This is a genomic window from Cupriavidus pauculus (assembly GCF_003854935.1).
GTDB lineage: Bacteria > Pseudomonadota > Gammaproteobacteria > Burkholderiales > Burkholderiaceae > Cupriavidus > Cupriavidus pauculus_C.
On sequence record NZ_CP033970.1, the window covers coordinates 261,385 to 276,122 of the forward strand.

Here is a 14,738-nt window from a genome sequence, read left to right on the forward strand (position 1 = left end):
CCCGGCAACCCACGCCGCACCGTGCCGCCATGCGGGCCGGGCGTCAGTTCAGGACACCGGGTGCATTGACAGGCAGGGCACGCCGCGACACACGCGGTTCGCGGACAGATCGGGGGCGCAAGGGCAAGGAAAGCGCGCCACCCGGCAGGAACGCCGGGCGGGGGCCTGGAGAATCAGGCGCGCAGGTTGGGCGGGCGGAACAGCCCTTCGGATTCGAACGTGGTGCGGGCCGTGGGCGCCAGGAACAGGTCGTCCACGGACAGGCCAGGCTTGAAGGTGGGCAGCACGAACAGCGCGCTGGTTTCGTCCACCGCGTCGAACAGGTCGAGCGGGTCGAGCAGATCGGCGGACCAGATGTTGCAGTAGCCCGGCGGCGGGCCGTCATCGGCCACGTCGTCGGCGCCGTAGTCCGGGTCGCCCGGCAGCACGAGCTGCGACAGGTCGTCGCCGGTGGCCAGCATCGCGTAATCGGGCGTCTCGGTCGTCATGCCGGCCGCCGCCTCGATCGCGGCATCGACCTGCGCGTCCGCGCGCACGTTCGCCGCTGCCGTGAACGACAGCGCGGACAGGCACAGGGCAGTCAGCAGGAAGAGGACGAAACGTAACAAGATGGGGGCGCGATTGCAGACAATTGCGAACAATGCCGGATATGCATTGCTGCGGGACAGCATTGTAACCGAACGCAACATGGACTCGTAAAACGGCCATGAGTTCCAGCCTGCAGGCCGCCGGTACGACTCTTATTCGTCACAAATTGGCCGGAAAGCGGCGCCTGGCGTGCAAAAGCTGCAAAGCGAGATAACCGGAAAAAAGCCGGCGCGCAGGCGGCCGGCTCTCTGCTTCCCCCGGCCGTCAGGCAGCCTTGGCGTCCAGCGCCGGGTAGTCGGTCAGGCCACGGGCGCCGCCGCCAAACAGCGTGTCGCGGTCGTGCAGGGCCAGCGGCGCGCCGGTCCGCAGCCGCTCGGGCAGGTCCGGGTTGGCCACGAACGGCCGGCCGAACGCGATCAGGTCCGCCCAGCCTTCGCGCAGCGCCGCGTCGGCCCGCTCGGCCGTGTACTTGCCGGCGTAGATCAGCGTGCCCGGGAATACCTCGCGCAGGCGCTGCTTGAACGCCAGCGGCATGTGCGGTGCATCTTCCCAGTCGGCTTCGGCAATGTGCAGGTAGCCCACGCCAAGCTCGCCCAGCAGCCGGGCGGCCGCCGTGTAGGTAGTCTCGGGATCGGCATCGACGCAGCCATTGAGCGTGGTCAGCGGGGCCAGCCGGATGCCGACGCGCGTACGGTCGCCGGTGCCCTCGATCAGCGCCTGGGCCACTTCGCCCAGAAAACGCAGCCGGTTTTCCAGCGAGCCGCCGTAGGCGTCCGTGCGGTGGTTGGCGCCGGAATCGATGAACTGGTTGACCAGGTAGCCGTTGGCCGCGTGCAACTCCACGCCGTCAAAGCCGGCTTCCATGGCATGGCGGGCCGCCTGGCGGAACTGGTCGACGATCGCCTGGATCTCGTCCACGGCCAGCGCGCGCGGCGCCGACGCCTGCACGAAGCCCGGCGTGCCGTCCTGGCCGGCGGCAAAGACGTTCACCCCGGTGGCCTGGATGGCCGACGACGACACCGGCGACTGCCCGCCCAGCAGGCTGGTGTGGCTCAGCCGGCCCACGTGCCAGAGCTGCGCGAAGATGCGCCCGCCCGCCGCGTGCACGGCCGACGTGACCTTGCGCCAGCCGGCCACCTGCTCCGGCGTATGAATGCCCGGCGTCCACGCATAGCCCTTGCCCAGCGGGGCAATCCACGTGCCCTCGGCCACGATCAGCCCGGCGCTGGCGCGCTGGGCGTAGTACGCGGCCATCAGGTCGTTGGCCACGTCGCCGGGCTGGCTGGCGCGCGAGCGCGTCATCGGCGGCATGACGATCCGGTTGGGCAGCGTCAGGCTGCCGAGCTGGTGGGGCTGGAACAGCGGCGCGGCGGTATCGATCGGGGAAGTAGGCATCGGAAACTCCTGTTAACCATTCGGAATGGTCACAGTGTGCCCGCTGCGCTCTTGCGGATTAAGCCTTGAATCGACGAAATACCTTTGAAACAGGATCAACAATCGCCCGTTCAGTCCCACTGCGGTGCCAGGCCGTCCGGGCTCACTTCGCGGCCATTGCGCTCCAGCGCGGCGATGGCGGCCATGTCGGCATCGTCCAGCTTCAGGTCGCGCGCCAGCAGGTTGCTGGCCAGGTTCTCGCGCCGCGTGGACGACGGGATCACCGCGTAGCCAAGCTGCAGCGCCCAGGCCAGCGCCACCTGCGCCACCGTGGCGTGGTGTTTGTCGGCAATGCGCGCCAGCACGGGGTCCTTCAGCACCTTGCCGTAGGCCAGCGTCATGTACGACGTCACGGCGATGCCCTGCTCCTGCAGGAACGCCGCCAGCTTGCGGTTCTGCAGGTACGGGCTCAGTTCGATCTGGTTGGTGGCGATCTGCCCGGCGCCCACCACGTCGATGGCCTGGCGCGTCAGGTCGATATTGAAATTCGACACGCCGATCTGGCGCGTCAGCCCCTGCGCCTTGGCGTCCGCCAGCGCGGCCATGAACTCGGGCTGCGGCACGCCGTTGCCGGGCGCCGGCCAGTGGATCAGCGTCAGGTCAACGTAGTCGGTCCGCAGCTTGTCCAGGCTCTCGCGCAGGCTGTGCACAAGCTTGTCGGCCGGGTAGTTGGCCGTCCAGATCTTGGTGGTCACGAACAGATCGCCGCGCGCCACGCCGCTTTCGGCCAGCGCCTGGCCCACGTCGGCTTCGTTGCCGTAGATCTGGGCCGTATCGACGGCGCGATAGCCAAGTTCCAGTGCCTGGCGCACCGAGTCCACGGCCGCCTGGCCGGTCAGACGGAACGTGCCGACGCCGAAGGATGGGATGCTCATGGGTCAACTCCTGTGATGGGAAAGCGGCATCTCGCCGCGGATGACGCAGTGTGCCGGATTGGCCGTTGCGGATTAAGCCGCGTATCGACGAATCACCATTGAGCCGGAATCAACAATCAGCCGCCCCGCTGTTATCGCATCCTCGAAGGCCACCTTCTTGAAATGCAAATTGCCTGGGGGGCGGCGCTGCCGCACAGTCTGCTCCCACAATCCTGAAAAAGGAGGAGACGATGCTGCGAATCATGCTGGCCGGCGCGGTACTGGCGCTGACCCAAGGGACGGCGCTGGCCGACACCTATCCTGCGCGCCCCGTGCGGCTGCTGGTCGGCTACGCGCCGGGCGGCCCGGTGGACACGGCCGCGCGCATCTACGCCGACTACATGGGCCGGGTGCTCAAGCAGCCGGTGGTCGTGGACAACCGCGCCGGGGCCAGCGGCGCCATTGCCGCCGGCATGACCACCAGCGCGAAGCCCGACGGCTACACGCTCTACTTCGTGGCCAGTCCCACCATGACGATGACCCCGCTGATCCAGAAATCGGTCAGCTTCAAGCCCGCGCAGGACTTCAGCTACGTGGGGCTAATCACCGACTACACCAACGTCCTGCTGCTGAACAAGGACTTCCCGGCCAAGAACGTCGACGAACTGGTGGCCTACGCGCGCAAGCATCCGGGCGAGGTCAGCTACGGGTCGGCCGGCGTGGGCGCGTCGAACCACCTGTCGGCCGAATTGCTGGCGCAGATGACCGGCGTGAAGATGCTGCACGTGCCGTACAAGGGCAACGCGCCGGCCATGGCCGACGTGATGAGCGGCAAGGTCACGTTCATGTTCGACATCACCGGCACCGCCATCGGCCACATCCAGGGCGGCAAGGTGCGCGCGCTGGCCGTCACGTCGAAGACGCGCAACGCCGCGCTGCCGACAGTGCCGACGCTGGTGGAATCGGGCCTCAAGCAGTACGACCTGACCGGCTGGTACGGCCTGGTCGGCCCGCCGGGCATGCCGGCCGACGTGGTGGACCGGCTGGTCAAGGCCCAGCAGGCCGTGGGACAGGACCCCGCGTTCCGCACGCGCATGACGGAGGTGGGCTACGACCTGAACATCACCGGCCCGGCGCCGCTGCAGGACCGCATCAAGCGCGAACTGGCGCTGTGGGGCAAGGTGGTGAAGACCGCCGGCATCGAGGTGGAATAGCACGGCGAGCGGGGCTTCCGCCGGGCCGAAGCGCCGCTTTCCCGATCACGAATTGCGGGGCCGGCAAGGCCGCCCCTACACTGCGACATGCCGGAAAGCCTCCGGCCCGGACGACCCCGAATCCCCCTTCGAAAAGGACTTCAGCGAGATGCCGCAGGACCGAGCCAGCGCCACCCGCATCAGCGACATCGCCCGCCACTGGGCCGCCCAGGCCCCGGCCAACGTGGCCGTGCTGGAAGGCGAGCGGACCGTCACGTTCGCGCAGCTCTGGGACGCCGTGGGGCTGGCGCGCGACTATCTGGCCGCGCAGGGCGTGGACACCGGCGACCGCGTGATGGTCATTGGCGAGAACTGTCTGGCCGTGATCACGCTGGTCTTTGCGCTGTCGGAAATCGGCGCCTGGCCCGTGGTGACGAACGCGCGGCTCACGGCGCGCGAGATCGAGGAAATCCGCGCCCACTGCACGCCGCGCCTGATGCTGTTCACCCACGCGGCCTCGCCCGACGCGCTGCGGCACGGCCTGCGCTACCGCGCGCGCGAGATCGCCCCGGCCGGGCTCGGGCCGCTGATGGCCGCCGATGTCGATACCAGCAGCGCCCGCGAGCCGGCCGACGTGGCGCGCGACGTGGCCGCGCTGATCTACACATCCGGCACCACCGGCCAGCCCAAGGGCGTGATGGTCACCCACCGCGGCCTGCTGCACTACGCGCGCGTCACGGCCGACACGCGCAGCATCGGCCCCGGCGACTGCGCCTACGCGGTGATGCCGATGTCCCATATCTTCGGGCTGGCGACGCTGCTGCTGGCCACGTTCCAGGGCGGTGGCAGCCTGTACCTGGTGGCGCGCTTCAACGTCAACGACGCCTGCGCCGCGCTGCAGCGCGAGGCCATCTCGATCCTGCAGGGCGTGCCGGCCATGTTCAGCCGCATCCTGGCGCACCTGCACAAGCAGGGCATTGCCACGCTGCCCACGCGGCGGCTGCGCTACCTGTACACGGGCGGCGGGCCGCTGGAGCCCACGCTCAAGCGCAACGTCGAGACCCTGTTCGGCCAGCCGCTGCACCATGGCTACGGCATGACCGAGTACGCGGGCTCGCTGTTCATCACGCGGATGGATCGCCCGCGCAGCGACTGCTCGGCCGGCGAGATTGTCGAAGGCGCGGCGCTGCGCATCGTCGGCCCGGACGGCGAGCCCGTGCCGGCCGGCACGCCCGGCGAGCTGTGGGTCAAGGGCCCGGGCGTGATGCGCGGCTACTACCGCGCGCCGGCGCAGACGGCCGAGGCGCTGCGCCCGGACGGGTGGCTCAACACCGGCGACATCGGCCGGCTTGGCCCCGACGGCGCGCTGTACATCGTCGGCCGCACGCGCGACCTGATCATCCGCTCGGGCTTCAGCGTCTACCCGATCGAGGTGGAATCGGTCATCAACGGACACCCGTCGGTGCGGCTGTCGGCCGTGGTGGGCCGCCCGGCCGCCGACGGCAACGAGGAAGTGGTGGCGTTCGTGGAACTGCGCGACGGCGAGACGTTCGACGCGGCGGCGCTGCACGCCTACCTGGCCGAGCGGCTGTCGCCCTACAAGCGCCCGGCGCGCATCGTGCGCGTGCCGGCCATCCCCACCACCGCCAGCGGCAAGCTGCACAAGCACCAGTTGCGCGGCATGCTGGCGGAGCTGGCCTAGCGCAGCCGGGCCCGCGCCGGCTCAGGCCGGCTCGCCGGTGCCATCCGCCACCAGCAGGTCCACCAGCTTGCGCGCGAACACCGGCAGCGCGTCCAGGTCCGCCACGCAGATCTGCAGCTTGCGCTCGGCCCAGTCATCCTCGATCTGCACGATGTTGAGCGCCATGGTCTGCGCATGGCGGCGCGCCGTGCTTTCCGGCAGCACGCCAATGCCGACGTTGGCCTCGATCATGCGGGCGGCGGTCTCGAAGTTGCTGACCTGGATGCGCCAGTGCAGCGTGCGCTGCAGGTCGGCGGCGGCGCGCTTCAGGAAGTTGTGGATCGCGCTTTCCTCGGGCAGGCCGATGAAGTCGTAGTCCAGCGTCTCCACGAACCGCACGCGCTTGCGCTGCGCCAGCGCGTGGCTCAGCGCCGTGGCCAGCACCAGGCGGTCGCGCCGGTAAGGCATCACCTCCAGCCCTTCCATGTTCACGCCGCTGGCCGCGATGCCGATATCGACCATGCCTTCCTGCACGGCCCGCACGATGTCGGGGCTCAGCCGTTCGCGGATGTCGACGGTCACATCGGGATGGTTGACCAGGTACGTACGCAGCACGCCGGGCAGGAATTCGCTCATGGCCGTGGTGTTGGCGAACACGCGCACGTGGCCCTTGATGCCCGACGCGTACTCCTGCAGGTCGCCGCTCAACTGCTCGATCTGGCGCAGCACGCGGCGCGCGTGGGCCAGCAGCGTCTCGCCGGCCGGCGTGACCTTCACGCCCTGGCTGCTGCGGCTCAGCAGCTTCACGCCCACCTGCTCTTCCAGGTTCTTGATGCGCGTGCTGGCCGCCGGCAGCGACAGGTGGCAACGTTCTGCACCGCGGGTCAGGCTGCTGGCTTCCGCGATATGCGTGAAGAGGTTCAGATCGACCAGATCGAAGCGCATGACGTTGTCTCCCGGGGTGGTCGGCGATTATCCCCCGAACCGCCGCCCCTTCGCCATGCTCGCAACTACGGGGGGACTTCGCCGCAGGCGAATGCCGGATTCCGAACATCGGAATAGCCGCGCCGCCACGCATCGTTCAAGCTGTGCCATCGAACGCGCCCGGAGACAAGGCATGACCGAGGAACACACGCTGCTGGTGGACGTCGCGGACGGCGTGGCCACGCTGACGCTGAACCGCCCGCAGCAGAAGAACGCGCTGAACGGCCCGATCCGCGATGCGCTGCGCGAGGCCGTGCAGAACATCCGCGCCAACCGCGACGTGCGCGCCGTGGTGCTGCGCGGCGCCGGCACGGACTTCTGCGCCGGCGGCGACATCCGCGCAATGAACGTGACCGCCGCCGACGCCGGCCGCAACCGCATGGACGATCTGCACGGCTGGATCGCCCTGCTCGCCGACCTGGACCGCCCCGTGGTGGCCGCGGTGGACGGCGTGGCCTACGGCGCCGGCTTCAGCCTGGCGCTGCTGGCCGACTTCATCGTCGCCACGCCGCGCGCGCGGTTCTGCATGCCATTCATGAAGGTGGGCCTGGTGCCCGACTGCGGCGCGCTGTACACGCTGCCGCGCGTGGTCGGCATGGCCCGCGCGCGCGACCTCGTCTTCAGCGCGCGCGAGATCGGCGCCGAGGAAGCGCGCCAGATCGGCGCCGTCTTCGAGATCGTTCCCGCGGAACGGCTGCACGCCCGCGCAGACCAGCTCGCCCGCGCCATGGCCGCCGCCTCGCCGGTGGCCTTCGCCCTGACCAAGCGCGCGCTGCACCAGTCCCTGGGCAACGACGTGCGCGGCATGCTGGAACTGGAATCGCTTGGGCAAGGCATTGCGTTCACCACCGACTACCACCACGAGGCAGTCAGGCGCTTCAAGGAAAAGGAGCCGCCGCTGTTCCGGTGGCCGGCGGCGGAAGGCGGGTAGTGGTTCTTGCTGGCTGGGCTGGGGGCTCTAACTGGGACTGGTCGGCAAGCAGAGCCTCGACGCCCTCTCCCCCAACCCCTCTCCCACGCGTGGGAGAGGGGAGCGCATAGCGGCGGGCGTGCCTGCTGCTGATGGCTCAAACCCCGCCGGTCTGCTCCCCTCCCCCGCCGTGCGGGAGAGGGGTCGGGGGTGAGGGCATGGCAGTTCAAACCATCTCCCACGCCGTAAAAAAGGCAGCGCATAGCGGCGGGCATGCCTGCTGCTGACGGCTCAAACCCCGCCGGTTTGCTCCCCTCTCCCGCCGTGCGGGAGAGGGGTCGGGGGTGAGGGCATGGCAGTTCAAACCATCTCCCACGCGGTAAAAAGGGCAGCGCATAGCGCGCGGGCATGCCTGCTGCTGACGGTTCAAACCCCGCCGGTCTGCTCCCCTCTCCCGCCGTGCGGGAGAGGGGCTGGGGGAGAGGGCCGGCCGTCCAACCTGCGACGCCGCCCAAACCTCACCCCGCCGTGATCCCCGCGGTCTGAATCACCTTGCGCCATTTGGCGATCTCGGCATGCAGCCGGTCGCGCATCTGGGCCTGGGTGCCCGCGTCGGCCTCGGCGCCGGCCTGCAGCAGGCGCTGCTTGACGGCGGGGTCCTTCATGGCGACGTTGAAGTCGGCATTGATCCTGTCCAGCACGGCCTTGGGCGTCTGGGCTGGCGCGAACAGCGCGGCCCAGGAATACGCCTCGTAGCCGGGCAGGCCCGACTCGGCCACGGTGGGCACGTCGGGCAGCATGCCCGAGCGCTGGCGGCTGGCCACGCCCAGTACCTTGATGCGGCCCGACTTGATGTGCTGCAGCGCGGTCGGCGCATCGCTGAACATCAGTTGCACCTGGCCGCCCAGCAGGTCGTTCATGGCCGGGCCGCTGCCCTTGTACGGCACGTGCTGCAGCTTGGTGCCAGCCTCGATGTTGAACAGCTCGCCCGCCAGGTGCGTGCCGCCGCCGTTGCCCGACGACCCGTAGGCCAGCGTGTGCCCCGCCTTCGCGTACGCGACCAGTTCCTTGATGTTGCTGGCCGGCACCGACGGGTGGGCCACCACGAACACCGGAAACATCGCCGCAAAGCTGACCGGGGCGAAGTCCTTCTCGATGTCGTATGGCAGCTTGCCCATCAGCGACGGGTTCACCGCATGGTGGATCGATCCCAGGAACAGCGTGTAGCCGTCCGGCGCCTCCTTCGCCGCGATGGCGGCGCCGATCGTGCCGCCGGCGCCGGCGCGGTTGTCGATGACCATCGGCTGCTTCCAGATCTCGCCGAGCTTCTGGCTGGCGATGCGCGCGGTGCTGTCCACCGGGCCGCCTGGCGGAAACGGCACGATCAGGCGCACCGGCTTGGCTGGCCAGGCATCGGCCGCCAGCGCCGCGAACGGGTGCGCCACGGCGCCGAACAGGCCGGCCGCCATCAGCCGCCGGCGCAGGGCGGAAGGCGCTTGGAAAGAGCGGGTCATGCGGGGTCTCCTTGGGTCAACATCGAGCCGGCCTGCTCCTGCAGCACGCGCTTGAGGATCTTGCCGTTGTTATTGGTGGGCAGTTCGGGCAGCGCCACGATGCGCGCGGGCCGCTTGTAAGGCGCCAGCCGCTCGCGCAGGTGGCCGTGCAGCGCGGCGGTGTCCAGCCCGGCGCCCGGGCGCAGCTCGACGAACGCGACGATTTCCTCGTTGCCGTCCCGCTCCGGGCAGCCGACCACGGCGCTGCGCTGGATGCTCGGATGCGCGTTCAGCGCCGTCTCCACCTCGGCCGGATAGACGTTGAAGCCCGAGCGGATGATCATTTCCTTGAGCCGGCCGACCACGAACAGCGCGCCGTCGGCGTGCATCTCGCCCAGGTCGCCGCTGGCGTACCAGCCGCCTTCGCGCATGACCGCCGCCGTGGCGGCCGCATCGCGGAAGTAGCCGGGCATCAGCCCCCGCCCGCGCAGCCATAGTTCGCCGCGCGTGCCCAGCGGCAGCGCCCGGCCAGTCACGCTGTCGGTGACCTGCACCTCGGCCTCGGCCACCGCGTAGCCGGCGCTGGTATCGGGCCGCTGCTCGCCCAGCCGCGTCACGTGGACCGATCCGGCGTACTCGGACAGCCCATAGCCGTGGTGCAGCGCCAGACCGAACATCGCCTCCACGCGGCGCTTCAGCGACAGGTCCAGCGGCCCGGCGCCCGTGTAGAGGTAGCGCAGCGCCGGCGCCACCGGCTGGCCGATGCCCTGCTCCTGCAGGTAGGCCAGCAGCCGCGAGAACAGCGTGGGCGGGCCCTGGAGCTGCGATACGCCGTGCTGGGCCAGCGCGTCGAGCAGGTCCGCCGGGTCGAACTGCGGACGCATCACAAGCTGCGCGCCGGCCAGCAGCGAACTGAGCAGCACCGTGCCCAGGCCGAAGATGTGCGTCATCGGCACGAACGCATAGCTGCGGTCGGCGGGCCCCAGCGCGCGGGCGTCGCGCGTGACGCGGGCGAAGTGGATCAGCGCGTCGTGGGTCAGCATCACGCCCTTGGGCGCGCCCGTGGTGCCGGACGTGAAGATCAGCGCGGCCACCGCGTCGCGCAACGGCTGCGGCTCGGGCGTGGCATCGGCACGCACCGGGCCGCGCTGCATGCCCGGCAGCGCCGATGCCACCGCGCCGAAGCGGCTGGCATGGCCGGCGGCAGCGCGCGACGCCGCCGCCGTGAAATAGACCACGCGGGCATCGGCCTTGACGGCGAAGGCGTCGATCTCGGCCGGCGCCATCCGCGCGTTGACGCCGCAGGACCACACGCCCACGCGGCTGCACGCCAGGATCAGCGCGGCGTGCTCGGGGCAGTTCTCGGCCACCACCATCACGCGGTCGCCAGGCCGCACGTCGAGCGTGCGCAGTTCGGCCTCGGCGGTGGCGGTCAGCGCGCCGAGCGCGGCAAAGTCCAGCGTGCGGCCGTCCGGCAGGTGGATGAACGGCTGGCCGGGCGCCAGGGCCAGCCAGTGGTCGAGCAGTTGATGGATCCGCGTGGTCACGCCTGCCGTCCTTTACGAATGCGATGAAGAAGTCCGCGCAGCATGAGCCGAAAGCCCGCACGCCGCCATTCGTAAATCACAAGGGGCGGCTTTGCCGACCTGGAAGCGCGCCAGCGGGGCGCCGGGCGGCATTTTGCGATCCGGAAGGCCGGATTCGGCATTCTCGAACCAGCGCGGGGCGCCGGCCCCTAGAATCGGCCAGATCGGCTTGCATACGCGGCACGGCAGCCAGGACATTGGAGGAAGACCCACGCATGACAATCCACGGCAAGGCATACATCGTCGGGGCCTACGAGCACCCGACCCGCAAGGCACCGGACAAGACCGTGCCCCAGCTTCACGCCGAGGCCGCGCGCGGCGCGCTGCAGGACGCCGGCCTGACGCTGGCCGACGTCGACGGCTACTTCTGCGCCGGCGACGCGCCCGGGCTTGGCATGGTCAACATGGTCGACTACCTGGGCCTGAACGTGCGCCACGTCGACTCCAGCGAGATGGGCGGCTCATCGTATATCGCGCACGTGTCGCACGCCGCGCAGGCCATCGCCGCCGGCAAGTGCGACGTGGCACTGATCACGCTGGCTGGCCGGCCGCGCTCCGAGGGCTCCAGCGGCACGCAGGCGCGCAACTGGGGCGCCAACCTGCCCGACCAGCCGTTCGAGGCGCCGTACAGCCCGGTGACAGTCAATCTCTACGCGATGGTGGCGCAGCGCCACATGCACGAGTTCGGCACCACGCCGGAACAGCTCGCGTGGATCAAGGTGGCGGCGTCGCACCATGCGCAGCACAACCCCAACGCGATGCTGCGCGAACTGGTGACCGTCGAGGACGTGCTGAATTCGCCGATGATCTCCGACCCGCTGCACCGGCTGGACTGCTGCGTGGTGTCCGACGGCGGCGGCGCGCTGGTCGTGGCCCGCCCGGAAATCGCCGCGAAGCTGAACCGCCCGCGCATCAAGGTGCTGGGCGCCGGCGAGCACGTGAAGGGGCTGCTGGGCGGCGAGGTGGACCTGTCGTGGTCCGCCGCGCGCGTATCGGGCGCGGCAGCGTTCGAGGAAGCCCGCGTCAAGCCGTCGGACATCCAGTACGCGTCGATCTACGACAGCTTCACGATCACCGTGCTGATGCAGCTGGAAGACCTGGGGTTCTGCCGCAAGGGCGAAGGCGGCCGGTTCGTGATGGACGGCAACCTGATCGCCGGCGTTGGCCGGATGCCGGTCAACACCGACGGCGGCGGCCTGTGCAACAACCACCCGGCCAACCGCGGCGGCATCACCAAGGTGATCGAGGCCGTGCGCCAGCTGCGCGGCGAGGCCCATCCCGCCGTGCAGGTCAGGAACTGCCAGCTGGCGCTGGCGCAGGGCACGGGCGGCTACATGGGCTCGCGCCACGGCTCCGCCACCCTGATCCTCGAACGCGAATAGCCCGGACGCCTACCATGACCACTCCCTACATTCCCACCGTCCACAAGGCCCCGGACGAGTTGCCCGACAACGCCGCGTTCTGGCAGGCCGCCCGCGACGGCAAGCTGCTGGTGCGCCACTGCAAGGCGTGCGGCAAGCCCCACTGGTACCCGCGCGCGCTGTGCCCGTTCTGCCTGGGCGATACCGACTGGAAGACCGCCAGCGGCCTGGGCGAGATCTACTCGTTCAGCATCACGCGCCGCGCCGGCCCGCATCCGTTCTGCATCGCCTACGTGAAGCTCGACGAGGGCATCACGATGATGACCCACATCGTCGATACCGACCTGGACACGGTACGCATCGGCCAGCGCGTCAGGGTGCGGTTTGCCGAGACCGACGGCGGCGCGCCGGTGCCGGTGTTCGCGCCGGTCGACCAGGCGCCGGCATGACGTCGGCCGCCGCCTCGCCCGGCCTGCCGCCGCCGTCCGCGCGCACCGGCGCGCTGAGCCATCTGCGCGTGCTGGACCTGTCGCGCGTGCTGGCCGGCCCCTGGTGTACCCAGAACCTGGCCGACCTGGGCGCCGACGTGATCAAGATCGAGAAGCCCGGCGCGGGCGACGACACGCGCCACTGGGGCCCGCCGTACCTGCACGGCGACGACGGCCCCACGCCGCAGGCCAGCTACTTTGCCGCGTGCAACCGCAACAAGCGATCGGTGACCGTGGACATCGCCACGCCCGACGGCCAGCGGCTGGTGCGCGAGCTGGCGGCGCGCAGCGACGTGGTGATCGAGAACTACAAGACCGGCGGGCTGAAGCGCTACGGGCTGGACTACGACACGCTGGCCGCGCTGAATCCGCGCCTGATCTACTGCTCGATCACGGGTTTCGGCCAGACCGGGCCCTATGCGGCGCGGCCCGGCTACGACCTGCTGGTGCAGGCGATGAGCGGGCTGATGAGCATCACGGGCCAGCCCGATGGCGAGCCCGGCGAAGGGCCGCTGCGCGTGGGCGTGGCCGTGATCGACGTGTTCACGGGCATGTACGCCACCACGGCCATCCTGGGCGCGCTGGAAGCGCGGCACCACACGGGGCGCGGCCAGCGCATCGACATCGCGCTGCTGGACGTGGCCATGGCCGTGCTGGCCAACCAGGGCGCCGGCTACCTGAACGCGGGCGTGGTGCCCGCGCGGCAGGGCAACGTGCATCCCAGCGTCGTGCCGTACCAGGACTTTCCGACGCAGGACGGCAAGATGCTGCTGGCGATCGGCAACGACGGGCAGTTCGCACGCTTCTGCGAGGTGGCCGATGTGGACTGGGCGCACGACGCGCGCTACGCCACCAACAGCGCCCGTGTCACGCATCGGGCGACGCTGATCCCGATGATGAACGCGGTGACGCGCGGCAAGCCCACGCATGAGTGGATTGCCCTGCTGGAGGCGGCGTCGGTGCCGTGCGGGCCGATCAACGACATCGGCCAGGCGTTCGCGGACGAACAGGTGCGGCACCGGGGCCTGCGCGTGGAGCAGTACCGTTACGCCGACGGGGCGCAGCCGGCGTCCGACCCCATCAACCGGATCTGCAGCACGGCCAGCCCGCTGCGCTTGTCGGACACGCCGCCCACGCTGCGCCACGCACCGCCCGCGCTGGGCCAGCACACCGACGAGGTGCTGCGCGAGTGCCTGGGGCTGGGCGAGCAGGACGTGGCGGCGCTGCGGGCGCGCGGCGTGCTGTAGGCGCGCCGGCGCAGCCTAGCGGCCGCCCGGCTCGCCGTTCTCGATGATCGGGCGCAGCAGCGTGAAATCGTTGGGAAAGAAAGGCGGCACGGCCGACGGGCTTTTCTTGCGCGCCACTTCCACGAAGGGACGGTCGGCCTCGATGGTCAGCATCAGGTCGAAGCGCTTGACGCCGGCCGCCTTGGCGCGCTCGGCGTCGCGCTCGCTCTTGGCGCGGTAGGCGATGGTGCGGATCAGCAGGTCGTAGAGCAGGCGCGGACGCCGTTCGGCGGCGGCCTGCGCATCCTGCCGGCGCGTGGCCAGCACGGCCTGCCAGAGGGTGGAATCCTCCAGCCCCGGCGTGACCTCGGCCAGCGCCACGAGCTGCGCCTTGGCGGCGTGCGGCGGATACTCGACGCCCCGGCCGTCCAGGAACGCGCGAATGTCGCCCACGCGCTGCGCGAGCAGTTCCTCGGTGCGGGTGCGGGGCTTGGCGGGCTGGTCGATATCGGTCCAGTGCGACGGATACGCGCCCATTTCGGCAAAGATGCGCGCCCACTGGTCGTACTCGGTCCAGGTCCAGTCGCGGCCGCGGAAGTACGCCGCGTACACCTGCTCGAAGTAGCCGGCCATGTTCAGGCCGTCGGAGCCGCTGCGGTTGACCATCGCCAGGATCTCGGACGCCTCCTCCTCGGAGATGCCCACCACCGTCGCCATCACGCGGTTGAACACGCGTTCGTAGGAGCTGGTGGTGTCCTGGACGTAGAGCGCAGGCGCGGCGCCCGGCGGCGTCCTCGGCGGGACGGCCGGTACCGGCTTGCGCTTGCGGAAAAATTTGAAAACGCCCACTTCCGTTGCCGATGCGATCTTGACCGGCGACATTCTTGCACAATTGCCCGCGCCGGGTCACCGGCCGGCGCCGGCACCCCACGGCCGGGGG

At 70.1% G+C, this 14,738-nt stretch carries 13 protein-coding genes; 6 read left to right on the forward strand and 7 right to left on the reverse strand.

Going from position 1 to position 14,738, the window contains the following annotated elements:
* Positions 1-173: 173 nt before the first annotated feature.
* From EHF44_RS19340 to dkgB, 3 genes are all read right to left on the reverse strand, one after another.
* A complete protein-coding gene (locus tag EHF44_RS19340; RefSeq protein WP_124685360.1) occupies positions 174-608 on the reverse strand; it encodes an auxiliary protein of the heavy metal cation-transporting efflux system HmyCBA in 435 nt (144 codons plus the stop codon).
* 244 nt (positions 609-852) lie between these two features.
* Positions 853-1,983 (reverse strand): alkene reductase, encoded by a 1,131-nt coding sequence (locus tag EHF44_RS19345; protein ID WP_124685361.1) that lies wholly within the window; start codon positions 1,981-1,983, stop codon positions 853-855.
* 110 nt (positions 1,984-2,093) lie between these two features.
* Positions 2,094-2,897, reverse strand: a complete 804-nt coding sequence (gene dkgB / locus EHF44_RS19350) for a 2,5-didehydrogluconate reductase DkgB (protein WP_124685362.1) — start codon at positions 2,895-2,897, stop codon at positions 2,094-2,096.
* 230 nt (positions 2,898-3,127) lie between these two features.
* Between dkgB and EHF44_RS19355 the strand changes: the two genes are divergently transcribed.
* Positions 3,128-4,090 carry a Bug family tripartite tricarboxylate transporter substrate binding protein gene (locus EHF44_RS19355; RefSeq protein ID WP_124685363.1) on the forward strand — a complete coding sequence of 321 codons (963 nt, stop codon included), beginning with the start codon at positions 3,128-3,130 and terminating at the stop codon, positions 4,088-4,090.
* A 148-nt stretch (positions 4,091-4,238) separates the two neighbouring features.
* Complete coding sequence (locus tag EHF44_RS19360) at positions 4,239-5,771, forward strand: class I adenylate-forming enzyme family protein (protein WP_124685364.1); 1,533 nt, start codon at positions 4,239-4,241, stop codon at positions 5,769-5,771.
* Positions 5,772-5,792: 21 nt separating this feature from the next.
* Here EHF44_RS19360 and EHF44_RS19365 read toward each other — a convergent pair whose 3' ends face one another.
* Positions 5,793-6,695: a LysR substrate-binding domain-containing protein gene (locus tag EHF44_RS19365; protein WP_124685365.1), complete on the reverse strand. Its 903-nt coding sequence runs from the start codon at positions 6,693-6,695 to the stop codon at positions 5,793-5,795.
* 172 nt (positions 6,696-6,867) lie between these two features.
* On the opposite strand from EHF44_RS19365, the gene EHF44_RS19370 reads away from it, so the two are divergent.
* Positions 6,868-7,665, forward strand: a complete 798-nt coding sequence (locus tag EHF44_RS19370; protein WP_124685366.1) for an enoyl-CoA hydratase/isomerase family protein — start codon at positions 6,868-6,870, stop codon at positions 7,663-7,665.
* A 497-nt stretch (positions 7,666-8,162) separates the two neighbouring features.
* Here EHF44_RS19370 and EHF44_RS19375 read toward each other — a convergent pair whose 3' ends face one another.
* Positions 8,163-9,158, reverse strand: a complete 996-nt coding sequence (locus EHF44_RS19375) for a tripartite tricarboxylate transporter substrate binding protein (RefSeq protein ID WP_124685367.1) — start codon at positions 9,156-9,158, stop codon at positions 8,163-8,165.
* Positions 9,155-10,684: a class I adenylate-forming enzyme family protein gene (locus EHF44_RS19380; protein ID WP_124685368.1), complete on the reverse strand. Its 1,530-nt coding sequence runs from the start codon at positions 10,682-10,684 to the stop codon at positions 9,155-9,157. The genes EHF44_RS19375 and EHF44_RS19380 overlap by 4 nt, the downstream gene beginning before the upstream one ends.
* A gap of 254 nt (positions 10,685-10,938) precedes the next feature.
* Here EHF44_RS19380 and EHF44_RS19385 point away from each other — a divergent pair, with 254 nt between their 5' ends.
* The 3 genes from EHF44_RS19385 to EHF44_RS19395 are packed head-to-tail and all read left to right on the forward strand — an operon-like array spanning position 10,939 to position 13,819.
* Positions 10,939-12,105, forward strand: coding sequence for a thiolase domain-containing protein (locus EHF44_RS19385; protein WP_124685369.1), 1,167 nt, complete (start codon positions 10,939-10,941; stop codon positions 12,103-12,105).
* A 14-nt stretch (positions 12,106-12,119) separates the two neighbouring features.
* Positions 12,120-12,533: a Zn-ribbon domain-containing OB-fold protein gene (locus tag EHF44_RS19390; RefSeq protein WP_124685370.1), complete on the forward strand. Its 414-nt coding sequence runs from the start codon at positions 12,120-12,122 to the stop codon at positions 12,531-12,533.
* On the forward strand, positions 12,530-13,819 hold the full coding sequence (locus EHF44_RS19395; protein ID WP_124685371.1) for a CaiB/BaiF CoA transferase family protein: 1,290 nt from the start codon (positions 12,530-12,532) through the stop codon (positions 13,817-13,819). The genes EHF44_RS19390 and EHF44_RS19395 overlap by 4 nt, the downstream gene beginning before the upstream one ends.
* 15 nt (positions 13,820-13,834) lie before the next feature.
* On the opposite strand, the gene EHF44_RS19400 is transcribed toward EHF44_RS19395, so the two are convergent.
* The gene (locus EHF44_RS19400) at positions 13,835-14,647 is read right to left on the reverse strand and encodes a hypothetical protein (RefSeq protein WP_124685372.1); all 813 of its coding nucleotides are present in this window, start codon (positions 14,645-14,647) and stop codon (positions 13,835-13,837) included.
* Between the last annotated feature and the right edge of the window lie 91 nt (positions 14,648-14,738).

Bases quoted from the DNA above. Each gene is read 5' to 3' on its own strand.
- EHF44_RS19360 (WP_124685364.1), top strand. From the start codon at position 4,239: ATGCCGCAGGACCGAGCCAGCGCCACCCGCATCAGCGACATCGCCCGC.
- EHF44_RS19395 (WP_124685371.1), top strand. From the start codon at position 12,530: ATGACGTCGGCCGCCGCCTCGCCCGGCCTGCCGCCGCCGTCCGCGCGC.
- EHF44_RS19385 (WP_124685369.1), top strand. From the start codon at position 10,939: ATGACAATCCACGGCAAGGCATACATCGTCGGGGCCTACGAGCACCCG.
- dkgB (WP_124685362.1), bottom strand. From the start codon at position 2,897: ATGAGCATCCCATCCTTCGGCGTCGGCACGTTCCGTCTGACCGGCCAG.
- EHF44_RS19355 (WP_124685363.1), top strand. From the start codon at position 3,128: ATGCTGCGAATCATGCTGGCCGGCGCGGTACTGGCGCTGACCCAAGGG.
- EHF44_RS19370 (WP_124685366.1), top strand. From the start codon at position 6,868: ATGACCGAGGAACACACGCTGCTGGTGGACGTCGCGGACGGCGTGGCC.
- EHF44_RS19345 (WP_124685361.1), bottom strand. From the start codon at position 1,983: ATGCCTACTTCCCCGATCGATACCGCCGCGCCGCTGTTCCAGCCCCAC.
- EHF44_RS19365 (WP_124685365.1), bottom strand. From the start codon at position 6,695: ATGCGCTTCGATCTGGTCGATCTGAACCTCTTCACGCATATCGCGGAA.
- EHF44_RS19390 (WP_124685370.1), top strand. From the start codon at position 12,120: ATGACCACTCCCTACATTCCCACCGTCCACAAGGCCCCGGACGAGTTG.
- EHF44_RS19375 (WP_124685367.1), bottom strand. From the start codon at position 9,158: ATGACCCGCTCTTTCCAAGCGCCTTCCGCCCTGCGCCGGCGGCTGATG.